Origin of the sequence: Enterobacter cloacae complex sp. ESBL7 (assembly GCF_041679625.1) — a bacterium.
Taxonomy (GTDB): Bacteria; Pseudomonadota; Gammaproteobacteria; order Enterobacterales; family Enterobacteriaceae; genus Enterobacter; species Enterobacter asburiae_B.
In genome coordinates, this window is the sequence record NZ_JBGORN010000001.1 from 483,402 (window position 1) to 505,599 (window position 22,198).

The 22,198-nt window shown below is 55.7% G+C and carries 19 protein-coding genes; 16 read left to right on the forward strand and 3 right to left on the reverse strand.

Features of this window, described 5'->3' with window-relative positions:
- Nucleotides 1-12 precede the first annotated feature (12 nt).
- Together kdpA and kdpF are read right to left on the reverse strand one after the other, a co-directional pair.
- Nucleotides 13-1,692 (reverse strand): potassium-transporting ATPase subunit KdpA, encoded by a 1,680-nt coding sequence (gene kdpA, locus ACERY3_RS02360; protein ID WP_373224992.1) that lies wholly within the window; start codon nucleotides 1,690-1,692, stop codon nucleotides 13-15.
- Entirely contained in the window at nucleotides 1,692-1,781 is a 90-nt protein-coding gene (gene kdpF, locus ACERY3_RS02365; RefSeq protein ID WP_014069365.1) for a K(+)-transporting ATPase subunit F, read from the reverse strand. Before kdpF ends, kdpA begins: the two co-directional genes overlap by 1 nt.
- Before the next feature lie 308 nt (nucleotides 1,782-2,089).
- Here kdpF and ACERY3_RS02370 point away from each other — a divergent pair, with 308 nt between their 5' ends.
- The 7 genes from ACERY3_RS02370 to nei all read left to right on the forward strand — a co-directional run bounded on the left by ACERY3_RS02370 (nucleotide 2,090) and on the right by nei (nucleotide 8,197).
- Nucleotides 2,090-2,296 carry a YbfA family protein gene (locus tag ACERY3_RS02370; RefSeq protein WP_023310781.1) on the forward strand — a complete coding sequence of 69 codons (207 nt, stop codon included), beginning with the start codon at nucleotides 2,090-2,092 and terminating at the stop codon, nucleotides 2,294-2,296.
- A gap of 599 nt (nucleotides 2,297-2,895) precedes the next feature.
- Entirely contained in the window at nucleotides 2,896-4,308 is a 1,413-nt protein-coding gene (phrB, locus tag ACERY3_RS02375; protein WP_373224994.1) for a deoxyribodipyrimidine photo-lyase, read from the forward strand.
- Between the two features lie 10 nt (nucleotides 4,309-4,318).
- The gene (locus ACERY3_RS02380; RefSeq protein WP_373225545.1) at nucleotides 4,319-5,062 is read left to right on the forward strand and encodes a type 2 GTP cyclohydrolase I; all 744 of its coding nucleotides are present in this window, start codon (nucleotides 4,319-4,321) and stop codon (nucleotides 5,060-5,062) included.
- A gap of 14 nt (nucleotides 5,063-5,076) precedes the next feature.
- A complete protein-coding gene (pxpB, locus tag ACERY3_RS02385; protein WP_039261304.1) occupies nucleotides 5,077-5,733 on the forward strand; it encodes a 5-oxoprolinase subunit PxpB in 657 nt (218 codons plus the stop codon).
- Nucleotides 5,727-6,659, forward strand: coding sequence for a 5-oxoprolinase subunit PxpC (pxpC, locus tag ACERY3_RS02390; RefSeq protein ID WP_373224995.1), 933 nt, complete (start codon nucleotides 5,727-5,729; stop codon nucleotides 6,657-6,659). The genes pxpB and pxpC overlap by 7 nt, the downstream gene beginning before the upstream one ends.
- A complete protein-coding gene (pxpA, locus tag ACERY3_RS02395) occupies nucleotides 6,646-7,386 on the forward strand; it encodes a 5-oxoprolinase subunit PxpA (RefSeq protein ID WP_373224996.1) in 741 nt (246 codons plus the stop codon). Before pxpC ends, pxpA begins: the two co-directional genes overlap by 14 nt.
- Nucleotides 7,387-7,405: 19 nt before the next feature.
- Nucleotides 7,406-8,197, forward strand: coding sequence for an endonuclease VIII (gene nei, locus ACERY3_RS02400; protein WP_373224997.1), 792 nt, complete (start codon nucleotides 7,406-7,408; stop codon nucleotides 8,195-8,197).
- 99 nt (nucleotides 8,198-8,296) lie between these two features.
- Here nei and ACERY3_RS02405 read toward each other — a convergent pair whose 3' ends face one another.
- Nucleotides 8,297-9,580, reverse strand: a complete 1,284-nt coding sequence (locus tag ACERY3_RS02405) for a citrate synthase (protein WP_023334930.1) — start codon at nucleotides 9,578-9,580, stop codon at nucleotides 8,297-8,299.
- 639 nt (nucleotides 9,581-10,219) lie between these two features.
- On the opposite strand from ACERY3_RS02405, the gene sdhC reads away from it, so the two are divergent.
- The 9 genes from sdhC to cydA all read left to right on the forward strand — a co-directional run bounded on the left by sdhC (nucleotide 10,220) and on the right by cydA (nucleotide 22,192).
- Nucleotides 10,220-10,624: a succinate dehydrogenase cytochrome b556 subunit gene (gene sdhC, locus ACERY3_RS02410; RefSeq protein ID WP_020684965.1), complete on the forward strand. Its 405-nt coding sequence runs from the start codon at nucleotides 10,220-10,222 to the stop codon at nucleotides 10,622-10,624.
- Nucleotides 10,618-10,965 (forward strand): succinate dehydrogenase membrane anchor subunit, encoded by a 348-nt coding sequence (sdhD, locus tag ACERY3_RS02415; protein WP_008501088.1) that lies wholly within the window; start codon nucleotides 10,618-10,620, stop codon nucleotides 10,963-10,965. Before sdhC ends, sdhD begins: the two co-directional genes overlap by 7 nt.
- Complete coding sequence (gene sdhA / locus ACERY3_RS02420) at nucleotides 10,965-12,731, forward strand: succinate dehydrogenase flavoprotein subunit (protein WP_023310789.1); 1,767 nt, start codon at nucleotides 10,965-10,967, stop codon at nucleotides 12,729-12,731. The genes sdhD and sdhA overlap by 1 nt, the downstream gene beginning before the upstream one ends.
- 15 nt (nucleotides 12,732-12,746) lie before the next feature.
- Entirely contained in the window at nucleotides 12,747-13,463 is a 717-nt protein-coding gene (sdhB, locus tag ACERY3_RS02425; RefSeq protein WP_008501090.1) for a succinate dehydrogenase iron-sulfur subunit SdhB, read from the forward strand.
- 266 nt (nucleotides 13,464-13,729) lie between these two features.
- The gene (sucA, locus tag ACERY3_RS02430) at nucleotides 13,730-16,537 is read left to right on the forward strand and encodes a 2-oxoglutarate dehydrogenase E1 component (RefSeq protein ID WP_033144953.1); all 2,808 of its coding nucleotides are present in this window, start codon (nucleotides 13,730-13,732) and stop codon (nucleotides 16,535-16,537) included.
- 14 nt (nucleotides 16,538-16,551) lie between these two features.
- Nucleotides 16,552-17,772, forward strand: coding sequence for a 2-oxoglutarate dehydrogenase complex dihydrolipoyllysine-residue succinyltransferase (odhB, locus tag ACERY3_RS02435; protein ID WP_008501093.1), 1,221 nt, complete (start codon nucleotides 16,552-16,554; stop codon nucleotides 17,770-17,772).
- A gap of 83 nt (nucleotides 17,773-17,855) precedes the next feature.
- The gene (gene sucC, locus ACERY3_RS02440) at nucleotides 17,856-19,022 is read left to right on the forward strand and encodes an ADP-forming succinate--CoA ligase subunit beta (protein WP_023310791.1); all 1,167 of its coding nucleotides are present in this window, start codon (nucleotides 17,856-17,858) and stop codon (nucleotides 19,020-19,022) included.
- Nucleotides 19,022-19,891 (forward strand): succinate--CoA ligase subunit alpha, encoded by an 870-nt coding sequence (gene sucD, locus ACERY3_RS02445; RefSeq protein ID WP_008501094.1) that lies wholly within the window; start codon nucleotides 19,022-19,024, stop codon nucleotides 19,889-19,891. Before sucC ends, sucD begins: the two co-directional genes overlap by 1 nt.
- Before the next feature lie 732 nt (nucleotides 19,892-20,623).
- Nucleotides 20,624-22,192 carry a cytochrome ubiquinol oxidase subunit I gene (cydA, locus tag ACERY3_RS02450; protein WP_023310795.1) on the forward strand — a complete coding sequence of 523 codons (1,569 nt, stop codon included), beginning with the start codon at nucleotides 20,624-20,626 and terminating at the stop codon, nucleotides 22,190-22,192.
- Nucleotides 22,193-22,198: the final 6 nt, after the last annotated feature.

The following is a 22,198-nucleotide window of genomic DNA, read 5'->3' on the forward strand; positions in this document are numbered from 1 at the left end:
TTCTCCGCAAAATCAGCGTAAAGAGAGGTATTCCGCGACCGGGCCTAACGCGAGGGCGGGGATAAAGGTCAGGGCGCCGACCAGTAACACGGTACCCGTCAGCAGGCCGATAAACAGCGCGCCGTGGGTCGGTAATGTTCCGGTGGTGGTCGGCTGGATTTTTTTATTCACCAGCGATCCGGCAATCGCCATGACCGGCACAATGATCCCGAAGCGACCCACAAACATGCAGAACGCCAGCAGGCAGTTCCAGAACGGTGAGTTGGCGCTTAAGCCCGCAAAGGCGCTGCCGTTGTTGTTGGCGGCAGAGGAGACGGCATACAGCACTTCGCTAAAACCGTGAATGCCCGGATTAAAGATGCCGCTGCGTCCGGCCTCGGTCATCAGCGCCAGCGCGGTGCCGAGCAGCACAAGCGCCGGGGTGACCAGAATCGCCAGCGCGGTTAATTTCATCTCGCGAACGTCGATTTTTTTACCGAGGTATTCCGGGGTGCGGCCAATCATCAAACCGGCAATAAACACCGCCAGCAGCACGAACAGCAGCATGCCGTAAAGACCCGAACCCACGCCGCCAAAGACGACTTCGCCAATCTGCATCAGCCACATCGGGATCATGCCACCCAGCGCCGTAAAGGAATCGTGCATGGCGTTGACTGCCCCGCACGAGGCCGCCGTGGTGACCACCGCATAGAGGCTGCTGGCGAGAATGCCAAAGCGACTCTCTTTACCTTCCATGTTGATTGCGCTATCGGCACCCAGCGAGAGGAAGTGCGGATTACCCTGCCACTCGGCCCACATCACCAGCGCCACGCAGACCACAAAGATCAGCGACATGGTCCAGAGCAGGGTGCGGCCCTGACGGCGATCGTTAACCACATCACCAAAGGCAAAGCAGAGCGCGGCGGGGATCAGGAAAATCGCCAGCATCTGCACAAAATTGGTCAATGCTGTAGGGTTTTCAAACGGATGCGACGAGTTGGCGTTGAAGAAGCCACCCCCGTTCGTTCCGAGCATTTTGATGGCTTCCTGTGACGCTACTGGCCCCATCGGCAGGAGCTGTTTTGCACCTTCCAGCGAGGTATAGGGCGCGTAAGGCATCAGGTTTTGCAGGGTGCCCTGCTGGATAAAGAACAGCGCGATCAGCAGCGCAATTGGCAGCAGGATCCACAGCGTAATGCGGGTCAGATCCACCCACGCGTTACCCAGGGTATTGATTTTCTGACGCGCAAACGCACGCGTCAGCGTGAAGATCACGGCGATACCGCTGGCGGCCGAGAGGAAGTTTTGCACGGTTAACCCGACCATCTGGCTGAAATAGCTCAGCGTGGTTTCACCGGCGTAGGACTGCCAGTTGGTGTTAGTGACAAAGCTCACCGCCGTGTTCAGCGCAAGATGCCAGGACAGGCCCGGTAACCGTTGCGGATTCAGCGGCAGGATGCCCTGCAACATCAGCATGGCAAAAAGCGCAATGAGCCCAACGATATTCAGCAGCAAAATGGCGATCAGATACTGACGCCAGCTCATCTCCCGATCGTCTATTCCCAGTACGCGCCAGATCCCTTTTTCAACGCTTCCCGTGCCGGGCAAAGGGACGTTGTTGATCAATCGTGCCAGTCCCGATCCCAGTGGCCTTGCCAGAATGAACAGTACCACTAAGAAGCTGGCAATAAGCAGAAACGCCTGAGCAGCCATCAGAAGGCCTCCGCATTAATCAGGGCATAGACCAGATAACCCAATAACAGGAACACCAGCACGATGCCGGCAATAAGACCTGCACTCACAATCCACCTCCAGGTGACTTTCGTTGTTGTACTAACGGTAGGATTTCCGGCGCAAAGATTTCGCAAAAATGGGGAGGGCGGGTGTAAAAAAAGTATAAAAATGGCAAAGCCCACAATTTAACTATTGATAAGTAAACTGTTAACTTTTTTGTAACTTAATTACGGCGTGAATGTAAATATTCACTAAATGGGCAAAAATAAGTGGTCGGATGAGTAGTAAAATTACAAACAAAGCGATATTATTTTAGCCAGGTCACAGATTTTGAATTTTCCGGATGACGTTTCCGGCCAACTATAGGGGAGAAAATATGGATCTTTATAAAGAGTATCCGGCTCATATCGTGTTCTTGCGCCGCGCTTTCGCCGTAGTGGCTGGCGTGCTGGCTCTGCCGGTGATGCTGTTCTGGAAAGATCGTGCACGTTTTTACAGCTATCTGCACCGCGTCTGGGCGAAAACCAGCGAGAAGCCGGTGTGGATGGATCAGGCCGAGAAAGCGACCTGCGATTTCTACTGATACTAAGACTACACATAGCAATAAAAAAAACCGCCACATTACTGTTGGCGGTTTTTTTGTCCCTCGGGATTCGCGGTCCGTTGGGTGGTCTTGCAGCCCCTACCCGGGGTTTTTATCATACCTTCCTGTAAGCAGATGGCAATCCCTCGAAGCCTTTATAAATTCCTAATTTTATTCGAGTATCTTACCTTCGCAGCGGATGTTAATTATGATGCTGCGTCCCTTTCCGCCATCTCGCAAATGGGCATCGGTCCTGGGAAAGGTGTACTTACAGCCGTAAAGCAGCCCGCCTACCCGGGCTTGTGTCCACCGACTTATCACCGGTGGTGAACGGTGGAGCGGTTAGCAGCAGGGACCGCATAATGAAACGCTATTTTTGCATCGCGTTCATTGTCGCCAGCGTACTCGTTGTAAAGAGCGATGAACCTAATGGGTTTGTCGCGTTAACCACGATAGCGCAGGACAAGTAGCGCTAAGGCCGCCTCGGGCGGCCTTTTTTATTTCATCCCGTCTACACTTCATGGCAAAGTAGTTCAATGCATGCTTTTTCCTTTTACGGCATGCCCTTACGGACATAATGGATAATTGCCTGGAGTTTTATGCCCACCCATCTGGTTTGGTTTCGCGCGGACCTGCGCGTACATGACAACATCGCCCTTGCGGCAGCCTGCCGCGCCACAGACGCTAACGTACTGGCCCTGTTTATGGCCACGCCCGAGCAGTGGCGGCAGCACGATATGGCCCCCCGGCAGGCGGCCTTGCTCCGGGCGTATCTTAACGATCTGCAGCACTCGCTTGCCGGAAAAGGCATACCGCTTCTCTATAAAGAAGTGGGTGATTTTGCCGCACAGCTTCAGACGGTGCAGGAGATATGTAAGCAGCACAACGTCACGCATCTTTTTTACAACTATCAGTACGAATTCAACGAACAGCAGCGCGACCGTCAGCTGGAGAAGATGCTGGAAGGGGTGGTCTGCGAAGGGTTTGATGACAGCGTGATGCTGGCACCGGGCAGCGTGATGACCGGCAACCACGAGATGTATAAAGTTTTTACGCCGTTCAAAAATGCCTTTATCAAACGTCTGAAAGAGGCGCTGCCGGAGTGCGTTGCCGCGCCTGCCGTGCGAGGCGAAGCCATAAAAGAGCTGCCTGAGCTGACGTTTGATTACCCTCAGCAGCCGTTTGATGAAACGCTGTTCCCTGCCGATGAGAAAGCGGCCATCGCCCAACTGCGCCAGTTCTGCAAGCAGGACGCGGCCAGTTACGACGCGCGTCGGGATTTTCCCGCCATCGAGGGCACCAGCCGCCTGTCGGCCTGTCTGGCGCTGGGCGCGATCTCACCGCGCCAGTGTTTGCATCGTCTGCTGGCGGAGCAGCCGCAGGCGTTGGAGGGCGGCGCAGGGTCTGTCTGGCTGAATGAGCTTATCTGGCGCGAGTTCTACCGCCATCTGATGACGTATCACCCTGATTTATGTAAACATCGGCCCTTCATTGGCTGGACCGATAATGTAAAGTGGCAATCGAATGATAAGCAGCTGAAAGCCTGGCAAAGTGGGCAGACGGGCTATCCAATAGTCGATGCCGCCATGCGTCAGCTTAATGAGACGGGGTGGATGCACAACCGCCTGCGGATGATTACCGCCAGCTTTCTGGTGAAGGATCTGCTTATCGACTGGCGTATCGGAGAGCGCTATTTTATCTCTCAGCTGATCGATGGCGATCTCGCGGCGAATAACGGCGGCTGGCAGTGGGCGGCCTCTACCGGCACCGATGCCGCACCCTATTTCCGGATTTTCAATCCGACCACGCAGGGGCAAAAATTTGATGCGGACGGCGAGTTTATCCGCCGCTGGGTTCCTGAACTTAACGGTATACCTGCTAAAGCGATCCACGAACCGTGGGCATGGGCGGATAAACAGCGTGTAAAGCTGGATTACCCTCGTCCGATTGTCGACCATAAACAGGCGCGTGTCGCCACGCTGGCGGCGTACGAAGCTGCCCGCAAAGCATAAGAGAGTGATGATGAAAAACAGCGAACTGGAAAGCCTGATTAACGAAAAACTGAACAGTACCTCTTTCAGCGATTACGGCCCGAACGGGCTCCAGGTTGAAGGCCGTGAGACGGTGCAAAAAATTATCACCGGCGTGACGGCAAGCCAGGCGCTGCTGGACGAGGCCGTTCGTCAGAACGCCGACGCGGTGATTGTTCATCACGGTTACTTCTGGAAAAACGAATCGCCGATTATTCGCGGGATGAAGCGCAATCGTCTGAAAACGCTGCTGGCTAATGACATCAACCTGTACGGCTACCATCTGCCGCTGGATGCGCACCCGGATCTCGGCAACAACGTCCAGCTGGCGCAGCTACTGGGGATTACCGTGATGGGTGAAATTGAGCCGCTGGTGCCGTGGGGCGAGCTGGCGATGCCGGTACCTGGACTGGAGCTGGCATCGTGGATTGAAGCGCGCCTGGGCCGTCGTCCGCTGTGGAGCGGTGATACCGGTCCGGATACGGTGAAGCGTGTCGCATGGTGTACCGGTGGCGGTCAGGGCTTTATCGACAGCGCAGCGCGTTTCGGCGTCGATGCTTTTATCACCGGCGAGGTTTCCGAGCAGACCATTCATTCGGCGCGTGAACAGGGGCTGCATTTTTACGCGGCTGGCCATCACGCCACCGAGCGCGGCGGCATTCGCGCCCTCAGCGAGTGGCTGACAGAAAATACCGATCTGGATGTGATCTTTATTGATATCCCTAACCCAGCCTGACGAGAGGTAGTTAAGTGCAGCGAGCGCGTTGTTATCTTCTGGGTGAAACCGCAGTGGTTCTGGAGCTTGAACCACCGGTGACGCTTGCCACGCAAAAGCGTATCTGGCGGCTGACCCAGCGTCTGGCCGAATTACCGGAGGTGGTTGAAGCCATTCCGGGGATGAATAACATCACTGTGGTGCTGCGTAGCCCGCATACCCTGGCGCTGGATGCCATTGAACGTTTGCAGCGCTGGTGGGAAGAGAGCGAGGCGCTGGAGCCGGAATCGCGCGCCATTGAGATCCCGGTCGTTTATGGCGGTACGGGTGGGCCGGATCTTGGCGTGGTGGCAGATCACTGCGGATTAACCGAAAAGCAGGTTGTTGAGCTGCACAGCTCGGTTGACTACGTGGTCTGGTTCCTGGGGTTTCAGCCCGGATTCCCGTATCTGGGCGGGTTATCTCCCCGGCTGCATACGCCACGCCGTGCCGAGCCGCGCGTGAGCGTGCCGGCGGGAACGGTGGCTATCGGCGGCGAGCAGACCGGCGTTTATCCCCTGACATCGCCCGGCGGCTGGCAGCTTATTGGGCATACCGCTACACCGTTATTTGAACCCGGGCTGGAGACGCCAATACTCCTGCGTCCCGGCGATACCCTTCGCTTTATCCCGCAGAAGGAGGGGGTATGTTAACGCTTATTCGCGCCGGGCTTTACACCTCCGTACAGGATGCCGGTCGCTTTGGTCTTCGCCAGTCGGGCGTGAGCTACTGCGGTGCGCTTGACCGTCCTTCGCTGGAGATTGCCAACCTGCTTGTGGGCAACCCAGGCAGCACGGCGGCGGTAGAAATTACGCTGGGTCAGTGTGTGATTGAGTTTGGTCAGGAGACCTGGTTTGCCTTAACCGGCGCAGGGTGTGATGCGACGCTGGATGGCAAAGCGGTGTGGACCGGCTGGCGGCTGCGGGCGAAAGCCGGGCAGCGCCTGACGCTCAAACGTCCGCTGCACGGCGTGCGTAGCTATCTCGCGGTGGCTGGCGGCATTGACGTGCCGGAGGTATTGGGTTCATCCAGTACCGATCAAAAAGCCGGGATCGGCGGTCACGAAGGGCGTTTGTTGCGCGACGGCGATCGGCTGGCAATCAAAGCCTCCGCGCGCCATTTCTCGACCACGCAGGGCGTAAAACAGCTGCTGTGGGGAAACCAGATCCGCGCCTTACCGGGGCCGGAATATCACGAGTTTGACGAGGCTTCTAAAGAGTCTTTCTGGCGCGCGCCGTGGAAGATCAGCCCGCAGAGTAACCGCATGGGCTACCGCCTGCAGGGTCAGCCGCTGACCCGCACGACGGACCGGGAACTGCTCTCCCACGGTTTACTGCCGGGGGTTATTCAGGTGCCGGGCAACGGTCAGCCCATCGTGTTAATGAACGACGCGCAGACAACGGGCGGTTACCCGCGCATTGCCTGCATTATTGAAGCGGATCGCTACCATCTGGCGCAAATTCCCCTCGGCCAGCCGATTCACTTCGTGCAGTGTTCGCTGGAGGAAGCGCTGAAAGCGCGGCAGGATCGGCAGCGTTATCTCGAACAGCTGGCGTGGAGGCTTGATGGTAAAGATTGATTTGAACGCCGATCTGGGGGAGGGAAGCCGCGCTGATGCGGAACTGATGACCCTGGTCACCTCGGTCAATATCGCCTGCGGCTTTCACGCGGGCAATGCGCAAACCATGCTGGAGAGCGTGCGTAATGCCATTAAAAACGGCGTCGCGATTGGGGCTCACCCCAGCTTCCCCGACCGGGAAAACTTTGGCCGCACGGCGATGGATCTGCCCCCTGCGACGGTCTATGCGCAGGTGCTCTACCAGATCGGCGCGCTGGAGGCGATGGTGCGCGCCCAGAACGGCGTGATGCGCCACGTGAAGCCGCACGGCATGCTTTACAACCAGGCAGCGAAAGATGCGGATCTGGCGGACGCCATTGCCCGCGCGGTGTGGGACTGCAGCCCGCAGCTGATCCTTGTGGGTCTGGCGGGCAGCGAGCTGATTCGCGCCGGACAACGGCTGGGGCTGACCACGCGTCAGGAAGTGTTTGCCGATCGGGGATACCAGCCGGACGGCAGCCTGGTGCCGAGGACGCAAGCCGGGGCGTTGATTACCGATGAAGGCAAGGCGCTGGCGCAGACGCTGGAGATGGTGCGCGCCGGGCGGGTGATCGCCGTGGATGGAACACCGGCAAACGTTCAGGCCGATACGGTATGTTTACACGGCGACGGCGAGCATGCGCTCCAGTTCGCGCGCCGCTTGCGGGCAGCGTTCTCTGAAGAGGGCATCCTCGTCAGCGCCGAATAATGACGATAAGGACACAAAAATGCCAGAAGGTCCGGAGATCCGCCGCGCGGCGGATAGCCTGGAGGCGGCGATAAAGGGCAAACCCCTGACGGATGTCTGGTTTGCTTTTCCTCAACTTAAACCGTTTGAATCACAGCTGGTGGGCCAGACGGTGACCCATATTGAAACGCGCGGCAAGGCCTTGCTCACGCACTTTTCCCATAACCTGACGTTATATAGCCATAACCAGCTTTACGGCGTCTGGCGCGTGGTGGAGGCGGACGAGCAGCCGCAAACCACCCGCGTGCTGCGCGTCAGGCTGCAAACGGCGGATAAGGCGATCCTGCTCTATAGCGCGTCGGATATCGAAATGTTAACGCCGGAGCAGCTGCTGACGCACCCGTTCCTGCAGCGGGTCGGGCCGGACGTGCTGGACATGCGCCTGACGGCAAGCGACGTGAAGGCCCGGCTGTTATCACCTAAATTCCGTAACCGACAGTTTTCCGGTTTGTTCCTCGACCAGACCTTTCTGGCCGGGCTGGGCAACTACCTGCGGGTAGAGATCCTCTGGGAAGTTGGGCTGGCGGCGCAGCATAAAGCGTCTCAGCTGAGCGATGAACAGCTGGAGGCGTTATCCCACGCGCTGCTGGATATTCCGCGGCTGTCGTACAACACGCGCGGCGTGGTGGATGAGAACACGCATCACGGGGCGCTGTTCCGGTTCAAGGTGTTTCATCGGGCGGGGAAAAAGTGCGAGCGATGCGGCGGAATTATTGACAGAATTATGCTCTCTTCGAGACCCTTTTACTGGTGCCCGCACTGCCAGAAATAAAAGTAAAACGGTAACTCAGGGGTTACCGTTTTTAAGGTGTTCACCCTCTCCCTGTGGGAGAGGGCCGGGGTGAGGGCATCAGGCCGCACCCAACTCCTGTTAGCGCTTAATATCAGACTTAAAATCACGCTGCTCGTAGCCGGTATACAGCTGACGAGGACGGGCGATTTTCATGCCTTCGCTGTGCATTTCGTTCCAGTGCGCAATCCAGCCTACGGTACGGGCCATGGCGAAGATCACGGTGAACATGGAAGACGGAATGCCCATCGCTTTCAGAATAATGCCAGAGTAGAAATCGACGTTCGGGTAGAGTTTCTTCTCAATGAAGTACGGGTCGTTCAGCGCGATGTGTTCCAGCTCCATCGCCACTTCCAGCAGGTCATCTTTGGTACCCAGCTCTTTCAGCACTTCGTGGCAGGTCTCACGCATGACGGTGGCGCGCGGGTCGTAGTTTTTGTAAACACGGTGACCGAAGCCCATCAGGCGGAAGGAGTCATTCTTGTCTTTCGCGCGACGCACGAACTCAGGAATGTGCTCAACGGTGCTGATCTCTTCCAGCATCTTCAGTGCCGCTTCGTTCGCGCCGCCGTGCGCCGGTCCCCACAGGGAGGCGATGCCCGCAGCGATACAGGCGAACGGGTTCGCGCCTGAAGAGCCTGCGGTACGGACGGTAGAGGTAGAAGCATTTTGTTCGTGGTCAGCGTGCAGGATCAGAATACGGTCCATCGCGCGTTCCAGCACCGGGTTCACTTCGTACTCTTCGCACGGCGTGGAGAACATCATGCGCAGGAAGTTACCCGCGTAGGAGAGGTCGTTGCGCGGATACACAAACGGCTGGCCGATGGAGTATTTGTAGCACATCGCCGCCATGGTAGGCATTTTGGACAGCAGGCGGAACGCCGCGATATCGCGGTGACGCGGGTTATTCACGTCAAGGGAGTCGTGGTAGAACGCCGCCAGCGCACCGGTAATCCCGCACATCACCGCCATCGGGTGAGAGTCACGACGGAACGCATGGAACAGACGAGTAATCTGCTCATGGATCATGGTGTGACGGGTCACGGTGGTTTTGAATTCATCGTACTGTGCCTGCGTCGGTTTTTCGCCGTTCAGCAGGATGTAGCACACTTCCAGATAGTTGGATTCGGTGGCTAACTGATCGATGGGGAAGCCGCGATGGAGCAGGATACCTTCGTCACCGTCAATGTAGGTGATTTTGGATTCGCAAGATGCGGTAGAGGTAAATCCAGGGTCAAAGGTGAATACACCTTTAGAACCCAGCGTACGGATATCAATAACATCCTGACCGAGCGTGCCTTTTAGCACATCCAGTTCAATAGCAGTGTCACCATTTAGGGTGAGCGTTGCCTTTGTATCAGCCATTTACGGTCTCCTTAGCGCCTTATGCTTAAGACTGCGCTTTACCGGATTTGCTTTCAGCTGTTAATCACCGTTACCAGATTGTTATTTGGCTTACCGCTCAGCTCACGAGGACAAACCAGGGTACAGAGCTATGGCGCCTTGCAGGTAAACGAATGAAATATCAGTGAAACAACAGCAAATCAGCGTTTTTGCAGTCCGAATTATTCAAACCTGTATATCACTAATAACTGTCCTGATAACTTCGGTCAATACCATCACACTGTTACATAACTATTTGTCAGGTGAAAGAGAGACCTCATAACTTTTGCGCATTATATGCCTTTTCTGATGACGTTTGTAACAATATTGTTTAACATTTGTCAAATCAGATGATTAAAAATTAAAAAGATGTTGTTATCGTGACCCTGATCACTGTTCCAGAGAAAACCCGACAAACTGTATGTAGGTTAATTGTAATGATTTTGTGAACGGCCTATACTGCCGCCAGGTCTCCGGAACACCCTGCAATCCCGAGCCACCCAGCGTTGTAACGTGTCGTTTAAGCATCTGGAAGCAGTGTTTTGCATGACGCGCAGTTATAGAAAAGGAACGCTGCTTGACCCGCATCGCAGTCCGGAGGAAGGAAACAATAAGAACAGCATGTGGGCGTTATTCATGATAAGAAATGTGAAAAAACAAAGACCTGTCAATCTGGATCTCAAAACGATCCGGTTCCCTGTAACAGCAATAGCGTCCATTCTGCACCGTGTTTCTGGTGTGATTACGTTTGTGGCGGTCGGTATTTTGCTGTGGTTACTGGGCACCAGCCTCTCTTCCCCTGAAGGATTCCTCCAGGCCTCCGCCATCATGAACAGCTTCTTCGTGAAATTCATCATGTGGGGCATTCTGACCGCGCTGGCGTACCACGTCGTCGTGGGTGTTCGCCATATGCTGATGGACTTTGGCTACCTGGAAGAGACTTTCGAAGCCGGGAAACGCTCCGCTAACATTTCATTTGTGATTACTGTCGTGCTTTCACTTCTCGCAGGAGTTCTCGTATGGTAAGCAACGCCTCCGCATTAGGACGCAACGGCGTACATGACTTCATCCTGGTCCGTGCTACCGCCATCGTTCTCACTCTTTACATCATCTATATGATCGGTTTCTTCGCGACCAGCGGCACGCTGACGTGGGAAATCTGGAGTGGGTTCTTCGGATCCGCCTTCACCAAAGTGTTCACCCTGCTGGCTCTGTTCTCCATCCTTATTCATGCCTGGATTGGCATGTGGCAGGTGTTGACCGATTACGTTAAACCGCTGGCGATTCGCCTCCCACTGCAGCTGGCCATTGTTGTTGCACTGGTGGTTTACGTTATTTATGGATTCGTTGTGGTGTGGGGTGTGTAATGAAACTGCCAGTCAGAGAATTTGATGCTGTTGTAATTGGTGCCGGTGGCGCAGGTATGCGTGCCGCACTGCAAATTTCCCAGAGCGGCCAGACCTGTGCGCTGCTCTCTAAAGTTTTCCCGACCCGTTCCCACACTGTGTCTGCGCAGGGCGGTATCACCGTTGCGCTGGGTAACTCCCATGAAGATAACTGGGAATGGCACATGTATGACACGGTAAAAGGTTCCGACTACATCGGCGACCAGGATGCCATCGAATATATGTGTAAAACCGGCCCGGAAGCGATTCTGGAGCTGGACCATATGGGTCTGCCGTTCTCCCGTCTGGAAAATGGCACCATCTATCAGCGTCCGTTTGGCGGCCAGTCGAAAAACTTCGGCGGCGAGCAGGCGGCACGTACCGCGGCGGCGGCTGACCGTACCGGTCACGCACTGCTGCACACCCTGTATCAGCAGAACCTGAAAAACCACACCACCATCTTCTCCGAGTGGTACGCGCTGGATCTGGTGAAAAACGCCGATGGCGCAATCGTCGGCTGTACCGCGCTGTGCATCGAAACCGGTGAAGTGGTTTACTTCAAAGCCCGCGCTACCGTGCTGGCTACCGGCGGCGCAGGCCGTATCTATCAGTCCACCACCAACGCCCACATCAATACCGGTGACGGTGTCGGTATGGCTATCCGCGCGGGCGTGCCGGTGCAGGATATGGAGATGTGGCAGTTCCACCCAACCGGTATCGCCGGTGCGGGCGTTCTGGTAACAGAAGGCTGCCGCGGTGAAGGTGGCTACCTGCTGAACAAGCACGGCGAGCGCTTCATGGAGCGTTATGCCCCGAATGCGAAAGACCTGGCGGGTCGTGACGTGGTGGCGCGTTCCATCATGATCGAAATCCGTGAAGGCCGCGGCTGTGACGGCCCATGGGGGCCACACGCGAAGCTGAAGCTCGACCATCTGGGTAAAGAAGTTCTGGAGTCCCGTCTGCCGGGCATCCTGGAGCTGTCCCGCACCTTCGCACACGTCGACCCGGTCAAAGAGCCGATTCCGGTTATTCCAACCTGCCACTACATGATGGGCGGTATTCCGACCAAAGTGACCGGTCAGGCGCTGACCGTAAACGAGCAGGGCGAAGACGTGGTTATTCCTGGCCTGTTCGCGGTGGGCGAAATTGCCTGCGTATCCGTACACGGTGCAAACCGTCTGGGCGGCAACTCCCTGCTGGACCTGGTGGTGTTTGGTCGTGCAGTCGGTCTGCATCTGCAGGAATCCATTGCCGAGCAGGGCGCGCTGCGTGACGCGACCGACGACGAAATTGATGCCTCTCTTGAGCGCCTCAACCGCTGGAACGGTAACCGCAACGGCGAAGATCCGGTGGAAATCCGTAAAGCGCTGCAGGAATGCATGCAGCACAACTTCTCGGTGTTCCGCGAAGGCGACGCGATGGCCAAAGGTCTTGAGCAGCTGAAAGCGATCCGCGAGCGTCTGAAAAATGCCCGTCTGGACGACACCTCCAGCGAATTCAACACCCAGCGCGTTGAGTGCCTGGAGCTGGATAACCTGATGGAAACCGCGTTCGCGACGGCGATGTCGGCAAACTTCCGTACCGAAAGCCGTGGCGCGCATAGCCGCTTCGACTTCCCGGATCGTGATGACGAAAACTGGCTGTGCCATTCCCTGTATCTGCCAGAGTCGGAATCCATGACGCGTCGTAGCGTCAACATGGAACCGAAACTGCGTCCGGCGTTCCCGCCGAAGATTCGTACTTACTAATGCGGAGACAGGATAATGAAACTCGAATTCTCAGTTTATCGTTATAACCCGGATGTTGATGATGCTCCGCGTATGCAGGACTACACCCTGGAAGCGGAAGAAGGTCGCGACATGATGCTGCTGGATGCGTTAATCCAGCTGAAAGAAAAAGATCCTACGCTGTCGTTCCGCCGCTCCTGCCGTGAAGGGGTTTGTGGCTCTGACGGTGTGAACATGAACGGCAAAAATGGCCTGGCCTGCATCACGCCAATTTCAGCGCTGCAGCGTCCTGGTCAGAAAATTGTTATCCGTCCTCTGCCAGGCCTGCCGGTCGTGCGTGATTTGGTGGTAGACATGGGGCAATTCTATGCACAATATGAGAAGATTAAGCCTTACTTATTGAATAATGGGCAAAATCCACCCGCTCGCGAACACTTACAGTCTCCTGAGCAGCGTGAAAAACTCGATGGGTTGTACGAGTGTATTCTCTGCGCATGCTGTTCAACGTCCTGCCCGTCGTTCTGGTGGAACCCGGACAAGTTTATCGGCCCGGCCGGTCTGCTGGCTGCCTATCGCTTCCTGATTGATAGCCGCGACACCGAAACCGACAGCCGTCTGGAAGGACTGAGTGACGCTTTCAGCGTATTCCGCTGCCATAGCATCATGAACTGCGTCAGTGTGTGTCCGAAGGGGCTGAACCCGACGCGCGCCATCGGCCATATTAAGTCGATGCTGCTGCAGCGCAGTGCGTAAGTAGTGAGAGGGGAGCGCTGTTCCCCTCACCCTAACCCTCTCCCTAAGGGAGAGGGGACAGATTGCAGGAAATCTTTAAAAACTGCCGACGGCATTCCCCCTCTCCCTTAGGGAGAGGGTAGGGGTGAGGGTAAAGACCCTTAGACAGTTTCTAAAGGTTCCTTCGCGGGCCACAAAGAGCTCGCAGGTGAACCCCGGCACGTACACGTGGTGTGCGTGGTAGTTTCTACGGCGAAAGTAAGCATAAAAATGCTTAAGGGATCACGATGCAGAACGGCGCAATGAAAGCCTGGCTGGACTCTTCTTTCCTTTCTGGTGCGAACCAGAGCTGGATTGAACAGCTCTATGAAGACTTCTTAACCGATCCTGACTCAGTGGACGCAAACTGGCGTTCCATGTTCCAGCAGTTGCCTGGCACAGGGGTCAAACCGGATCAATTCCATTCCAAAACACGTGATTATTTCCGTCGTCTGGCGAAGGATGCCTCACGTTACTCTTCTGCGATTTCCGACCCTGACACTAATGCGAAGCAGGTTAAAGTCCTGCAGCTTATCAACGCTTATCGCTTCCGCGGTCACCAGCATGCGAATCTCGATCCGCTGGGACTGTGGCAGCAAGACCGTGTGGCCGATCTCGATCCGGCGTATCACGATCTGACCGAGGCCGATTTCCAGGAAAGCTTTAACGTAGGTTCCTTTGCCATCGGCAAAGACACGATGAAGCTGGGCGATCTGATTGACGCGCTCAAGCAAACCTACTGCGGCTCCATCGGCGCGGAATACATGCACATTACCTCTACCGAAGAGAAACGCTGGATCCAGCAGCGCATCGAATCCGTAGCGGGCCACGCGACCTTCTCGGCTGACGAGAAAAAACGCTTCCTGAACGAACTGACCGCAGCGGAAGGGCTTGAGCGCTATCTGGGCGCGAAATTCCCGGGCGCAAAACGCTTCTCGCTGGAAGGCGGCGACGCGCTGGTGCCGATGCTGAAAGAGCTGATTCGTCACGCAGGCAAGAGCGGCACCCGTGAAGTGGTACTGGGCATGGCGCACCGTGGTCGTCTGAACGTGCTGGTCAACGTGCTGGGTAAAAAACCGCAGGACCTGTTCGACGAATTCGCGGGCAAACATAAAGAACACCTCGGCACCGGCGACGTGAAGTACCACATGGGCTTCTCGTCGGATATCGAAACCGAAGGCGGTCTGGTTCACCTGGCGCTGGCGTTTAACCCGTCACACCTGGAAATCGTTAGCCCGGTGGTTATCGGTTCCGTGCGTGCGCGTCTGGATCGTCTGGACGAGCCGAGCAGCAATAAAGTTCTGCCAATTACCATCCACGGCGATGCGGCGGTAACAGGGCAGGGCGTAGTTCAGGAAACCCTGAACATGTCGAAAGCGCGTGGTTACGAAGTGGGCGGTACCGTTCGCATCGTGATCAACAACCAGGTGGGCTTTACCACCTCTAACCCGCTGGACGCGCGTTCTACCCCATACTGCACCGACATCGGTAAGATGGTGCAGGCGCCAATCTTCCACGTTAACGCGGATGACCCGGAAGCCGTTGCTTTCGTTACCCGTCTGGCGCTGGATTTCCGTAACACCTTTAAACGCGATGTGTTCATTGACCTCTTCTGCTACCGCCGTCACGGCCACAACGAAGCGGACGAGCCAAGTGCAACCCAGCCGTTGATGTATCAGAAAATCAAAAAACACCCGACCCCGCGCAAAATCTATGCTGACAAGCTGGAGAGCGACAAAGTGACGACGCTGGAAGATGCGACCGAAATGGTCAACCTCTACCGCGACGCGCTGGATGCGGGTGAATGCGTGGTCAAAGAGCTGCGCCCGATGAACATGCACTCCTTTACCTGGTCGCCGTACCTCAACCACGAGTGGGATGAGAGCTACCCGAACAAGGTTGAGATGAAGCGCCTGCAGGAGCTGGCTAAACGCATCAGCACCGTACCGGACGCTATCGAGATGCAGTCTCGCGTGGCGAAAATTTACGCTGACCGTCAGTCCATGGCGGCAGGCGAGAAGCTGTTCGACTGGGGCGGCGCGGAAACGCTGGCTTACGCAACGCTGGTTGACGAAGGCATTCCTGTTCGTCTGTCCGGTGAAGATGCGGGCCGTGGGACCTTCTTCCACCGTCACGCGGTTGTTCACAACCAGTCCAACGGTTCAACCTACACCCCGCTGCAGCACGTGCACAACGGTCAGGGCCAGTTCAAGGTCTGGGACTCCGTGCTGTCTGAAGAAGCGGTTCTGGCCTTCGAATACGGTTATGCCACCGCTGAACCACGCACCCTGACCATCTGGGAAGCGCAGTTCGGTGACTTCGCCAACGGCGCGCAGGTGGTGATCGACCAGTTCATCTCCTCCGGCGAGCAGAAGTGGGGCCGTATGTGTGGCCTGGTAATGCTGCTGCCGCACGGTTATGAAGGTCAGGGTCCGGAGCACTCCTCCGCGCGTCTGGAACGTTATCTGCAGCTCTGCGCCGAGCAGAACATGCAGGTCTGCGTGCCGTCCACCCCGGCTCAGGTCTACCACATGCTGCGTCGTCAGGCGCTGCGCGGTATGCGCCGTCCGCTGGTGGTGATGTCGCCGAAATCCCTGCTGCGTCACCCGCTGGCGGTGTCGAGCCTGGAAGAACTGGCGAACGGAACCTTCCTGCCAGCCATCGGTGAAATTGACGAGCTGGATCCGCAGGGCGTGAAGCGCGTGGTGATGTGTTCTGGTAAGGTTTATTACGACCTGCTGGAACAGCGCCGCAAGAACGATCAGAAAGATGTCGCCATCGTGCGTATCGAACAGCTTTATCCGTTCCCGCATCAGGCGATGCAGGAAGTGCTGAAACAGTACGCTCACGTACATGATTTTGTCTGGTGCCAGGAAGAGCCGCTTAACCAGGGCGCATGGTACTGCAGCCAGCATCATTTCCGTGAAGTGATTCCATTTGGGTCAGCCCTGCGCTATGCAGGTCGCCCGGCCTCCGCCTCTCCGGCGGTAGGGTATATGTCCGTTCACCAGAAGCAGCAACAAGATCTGGTCAATGACGCGCTGAACGTCGATTAATTAAAGGATACAAAATGAGTAGCGTAGATATTCTTGTTCCCGACCTGCCTGAATCCGTAGCAGATGCGACCGTCGCTACCTGGCACAAAAAACCAGGCGATGCCGTTAAGCGCGATGAAGTGCTGGTAGAAATCGAAACTGACAAAGTGGTACTGGAAGTACCGGCTTCGGCGGATGGCGTTCTGGACGCGGTGCTGGAAGATGAAGGTACCACCGTAACCTCTCGTCAGATCCTGGGTCGCCTGCGTGAAGGCAACAGCGCGGGCAAAGAGTCCAGCGCGAAATCTGAAGAGAAAGCCTCTACGCCGGCTCAGCGCCAGCAGGCTTCTCTGGAAGAACAGTCTAACGACGCTCTCAGCCCGGCGATCCGTCGCCTGCTGGCTGAACACAGCCTTGACCCGGCAGCCATCAAAGGCACCGGTGTGGGCGGTCGTCTGACCCGCGAAGACATCGATAAACACCTGGCGAAAGCGCCTGCTCAGGCAGAAGCGAAAGCCCCTGCGGCGGCACCGGCAGCACAGCCTGCTCTGGGTGCCCGCAGCGAAAAACGCGTGCCGATGACTCGCCTGCGCAAGCGCGTGGCCGAGCGTCTGCTGGAAGCGAAAAACTCCACCGCGATGCTGACCACCTTCAACGAAGTGAACATGAAGCCAATCATGGACCTGCGCAAGCAGTACGGTGACGCGTTTGAAAAACGTCACGGTATCCGTTTGGGCTTTATGTCCTTCTACGTGAAGGCGGTAGTTGAAGCGCTGAAACGCTATCCGGAAGTGAACGCGTCTATTGACGGCGATGACGTGGTTTACCATAACTATTTCGACGTCAGCATGGCGGTTTCTACTCCACGCGGACTGGTCACCCCGGTTCTGCGTGATGTGGATACCCTGGGTATGGCTGACATCGAGAAAAACATTAAAGAGCTGGCTGTTAAAGGCCGCGACGGCAAGCTGACCGTAGACGACCTGACCGGCGGTAACTTCACCATTACCAACGGCGGCGTATTCGGCTCGCTGATGTCTACCCCGATCATTAACCCGCCGCAGAGCGCGATCCTGGGTATGCATGCCATTAAAGATCGCCCTATGGCGGTAGACGGTAAAGTTGAGATCCTGCCGATGATGTACCTGGCGCTCTCTTACGATCACCGCCTGATCGACGGCCGCGAGTCCGTGGGCTTCCTGGTCGCGATTAAAGAGCTGCTGGAAGATCCAACCCGTCTGCTGCTGGACGTCTAGTTTTGCAGTCTTGCCCGGCGGCGTATGGCTGCCGGGCCAATAAAAGCACGACCTAACGATTACCTGAAGGATGGATAGAACACATGAACTTACATGAATATCAGGCCAAACAGCTGTTTGCCCGGTATGGCTTACCGGCTCCGGTGGGTTATGCCTGTACTACCCCGCGTGAAGCAGAAGAAGCCGCATCTAAAATCGGTTCCGGCCCTTGGGTAGTTAAGTGTCAGGTTCACGCTGGTGGCCGTGGTAAAGCTGGCGGTGTGAAGGTTGTTAAGAGTAAAGAAGAGATTCGTGCGTTTGCTGAACATTGGCTCGGCAAGCGTCTGGTAACCTACCAGACAGATGCGAACGGCCAGCCGGTTAACCAGATCCTGGTTGAAGCGGCGACCGATATCGCAAAAGAACTGTATTTGGGCGCGGTTGTTGACCGTAGCTCCCGTCGCGTGGTGTTCATGGCGTCTACCGAAGGCGGCGTGGAAATCGAAAAAGTGGCGGAAGAAACCCCGCACCTGATCCACAAAGTGGCAATCGATCCGCTGGCGGGCCCGATGCCTTACCAGGGTCGCGAGCTGGCGTTCAAACTGGGCCTGGAAGGCAAGCTGGTTCAGCAGTTCACCAAGATCTTCATGGGTCTGGCGAACATCTTCCTGGAGCGCGATTTGGCGCTGATCGAGATCAACCCGCTGGTGATCACCACCCAGGGCGACCTGATCTGCCTCGACGGCAAGCTGGGCGCTGACGGCAACGCGCTGTTCCGCCAGTCGGATCTGCGCGAAATGCGCGACCAGTCTCAGGAAGATCCGCGTGAAGCACAGGCTGCACAGTGGGAGCTGAACTACGTAGCGCTGGACGGCAACATCGGCTGCATGGTTAACGGTGCGGGCCTGGCAATGGGCACCATGGACATCGTTAAGCTGCACGGCGGTGAGCCAGCAAACTTCCTCGACGTAGGCGGTGGCGCAACCAAAGAGCGCGTAACCGAAGCGTTCAAAATCATCCTCTCTGACGACAACGTGAAGGCCGTTCTGGTTAACATCTTCGGCGGCATCGTTCGTTGCGACCTGATCGCCGACGGTATCATCGGTGCGGTAGAAGAAGTGGGCGTGAACGTTCCGGTTGTTGTACGTCTGGAAGGTAACAACGCTGAACTCGGCGCGAAAAAACTGGCTGACAGCGGCCTGAATATTATTGCAGCGAAAAGTCTGACGGATGCAGCTCAGCAGGTTGTTGCCGCAGTGGAGGGGAAATAATGTCAGTTTTAATTAATAAAGATACCAAGGTTATCTGCCAGGGCTTCACCGGTAGCCAGGGGACTTTCCACTCCGAACAGGCGATTGCCTACGGCACGCAGATGGTTGGCGGCGTAACGCCAGGTAAAGGCGGCACCACGCATCTGGGCCTGCCGGTATTCAACACCGTGCGTGAAGCCGTTGAAGCGACGGGCGCAACCGCGACCGTGATCTACGTTCCGGCACCGTTCTGCAAAGACTCCATTCTGGAAGCGATCGACGCAGGCATCAAGCTGATCATCACCATCACTGAAGGCATCCCGACGCTGGATATGCTGACCGTGAAGGTGAAGCTGGATGAAGCAGGCGTGCGCATGATCGGCCCGAACTGCCCTGGCGTTATCACCCCGGGCGAATGCAAAATCGGCATCATGCCGGGCCACATTCACAAGCCGGGTAAAGTGGGCATCGTGTCCCGTTCCGGTACGCTGACCTATGAAGCCGTTAAGCAGACTACCGATTACGGCTTCGGCCAGTCCACCTGCGTGGGCATCGGCGGTGACCCAATTCCGGGCTCTAACTTCATCGACATCCTGAAGCTGTTCCAGGAAGATCCACAGACCGAAGCGATCGTGATGATCGGTGAGATCGGTGGTAGCGCGGAAGAAGAAGCCGCTGCTTACATCAAAGAACACGTGACCAAGCCAGTAGTCGGTTACATCGCGGGTGTGACCGCGCCGAAAGGCAAGCGTATGGGTCACGCAGGCGCGATCATCGCCGGTGGTAAGGGTACGGCTGATGAGAAATTCGCAGCGCTGGAAGCCGCAGGCGTGAAAACCGTTCGCAGCCTGGCGGATATCGGCGAAGCACTGAAATCCATCATTAAGTAAGTCCTCTCTGCTCCCCGAAAGGGGGGCGTTGAAGTATAAAAATGTCCGTTTCGACATGGTTGGCCGCTGTAAAGCGGCCTTTTTTATTGCCTGCCGGGCATCATGCAATAGTCACTAAATGGTGTTAATTAGAGAGGGGGATAAAAGTAAAATAATTGTTATTTATTTACCTTAAAGAGAGCGGATGGAAAAAAACGAAAAACGCACTAAAATTTATGTCCTGAATAAATTAGGCATTCGGGCTTCTGAGTTAATAAAAATCACTTCTGTTTATATTCATCAATCGACTTGATAACCTTAATTGTATTTTATATACATATCTTTAACATGGTTTTTACTATGTTCACCGCATCAAAACACATTTAACACAAAGGATTGTTTTTGATTTAAATCAATGTTTAATCCTTGGAAAAACTCATCAAAAGGCGGTAAATTGTCCCCGATCAAAATGGCCGAAAAGTGGTAATTTTGCTATAAATTGATCGCCGTCGAAAAACGTAAATGTGATTCAATAAAAACCTGTTTATTGTAAGGGTTTTGCAGCGTATTATATTTGCGGGATCAATTTGAGTTTTTTATTAACGTATTTGTAACCTCACGTCATCGTTTTTATCCTCCTTCAGGGTAATAACGACGACAAGGATGCGAATAATTTGTATTGGGGCATGCGTGTGGATCTCTCTCTGACGGGGTTCACTCTCGGAGTCTTCATGCGATGAGCAAGGAGTCATGATGTTAGATATAGTCGAACTGTCGCGCTTACAGTTTGCCTTGACCGCGATGTACCACTTCCTGTTTGTGCCACTGACGCTCGGTATGGCGTTCCTGCTGGCCATTATGGAAACGGTATACGTTCTCTCCGGCAAACAGATTTATAAAGATATGACCAAGTTCTGGGGCAAGTTGTTTGGTATCAACTTTGCGCTGGGCGTGGCAACCGGTTTGACCATGGAGTTCCAGTTCGGGACTAACTGGTCTTACTATTCCCACTATGTCGGGGATATCTTCGGTGCGCCGCTGGCCATTGAAGGTCTGATGGCATTCTTCCTCGAATCCACCTTTGTAGGTCTGTTCTTCTTCGGCTGGGACCGTCTGGGTAAAGTCCAGCATATGGCGGTGACCTGGCTGGTGGCATTAGGTTCGAACCTGTCCGCGCTGTGGATCCTGGTGGCGAACGGCTGGATGCAGAACCCTATCGCGTCTGATTTCAACTTCGAAACCATGCGAATGGAGATGGTCAGCTTTGCCGAGCTGGTCCTGAACCCGGTTGCGCAGGTTAAATTCGTTCACACCGTGGCTTCTGGCTACGTGTGCGGCGCGATGTTTGTACTGGGCATCAGCTCTTACTACATGCTGCGCGGTCGTGACTTCGCGTTTGCTAAGCGCTCCTTTGCTATCGCTGCAAGCTTCGGTATGGCTGCAATCCTCTCTGTTATCGTTCTGGGTGATGAATCCGGTTATGAAATGGGTGACGTGCAGAAAACCAAACTGGCCGCCATCGAAGCCGAATGGGAAACCCAACCAGCACCTGCTGCCTTTACGCTGTTCGGTATTCCGGATCAGGACGCGCAGGAAAACCGCTTCGCCATTCAGATCCCTTATGCGCTGGGTATCATCGCCACCCGTTCTGTTGACAAGCAGGTGACCGGTCTGAAAGAGCTGATGGTTCAGCACGAAGAGCGTATCCGTAACGGTATGAAAGCCTACTCGCTGCTGGAACAGCTGCGTGCAGGCTCTACCGACCAGGCCGTTCGCGACCAGTTCAACAACGTGAAGAAAGATCTGGGTTACGGTTTGCTGCTGAAGCGTTATACCCCGAACGTTTCTGATGCGACAGAAGCGCAGATCCAGATGGCAACCAAAGACTCGATTCCACGCGTTGCGCCACTGTACTTCGCATTCCGTATCATGGTGGGCTGCGGCATCATTATGCTGCTGATCATTGCGGCGTCCTTCTGGTCCGTGATTCGCAACCGCATCGGCGAGAAAAAATGGCTGCTGCGCACCGCGCTGTACGGTATTCCACTGCCGTGGATCGCTATCGAATCCGGCTGGTTTGTTGCGGAGTACGGCCGTCAGCCATGGGCGATTGGTGAGGTACTGCCAACGGCGGTAGCGAACTCGTCCCTGACAGCGGGCGACCTGATCTTCTCCATGCTGCTGATTTGTGGTCTGTACACCCTGTTCCTGGTGGCTGAACTGTTCCTGATGTTCAAGTTCGCGCGCCTTGGCCCAAGCAGCCTGAAAACCGGTCGCTATCACTACGAGCAGTCCACTGCGACTACTCAGCCGGCACGCTAAGACAGG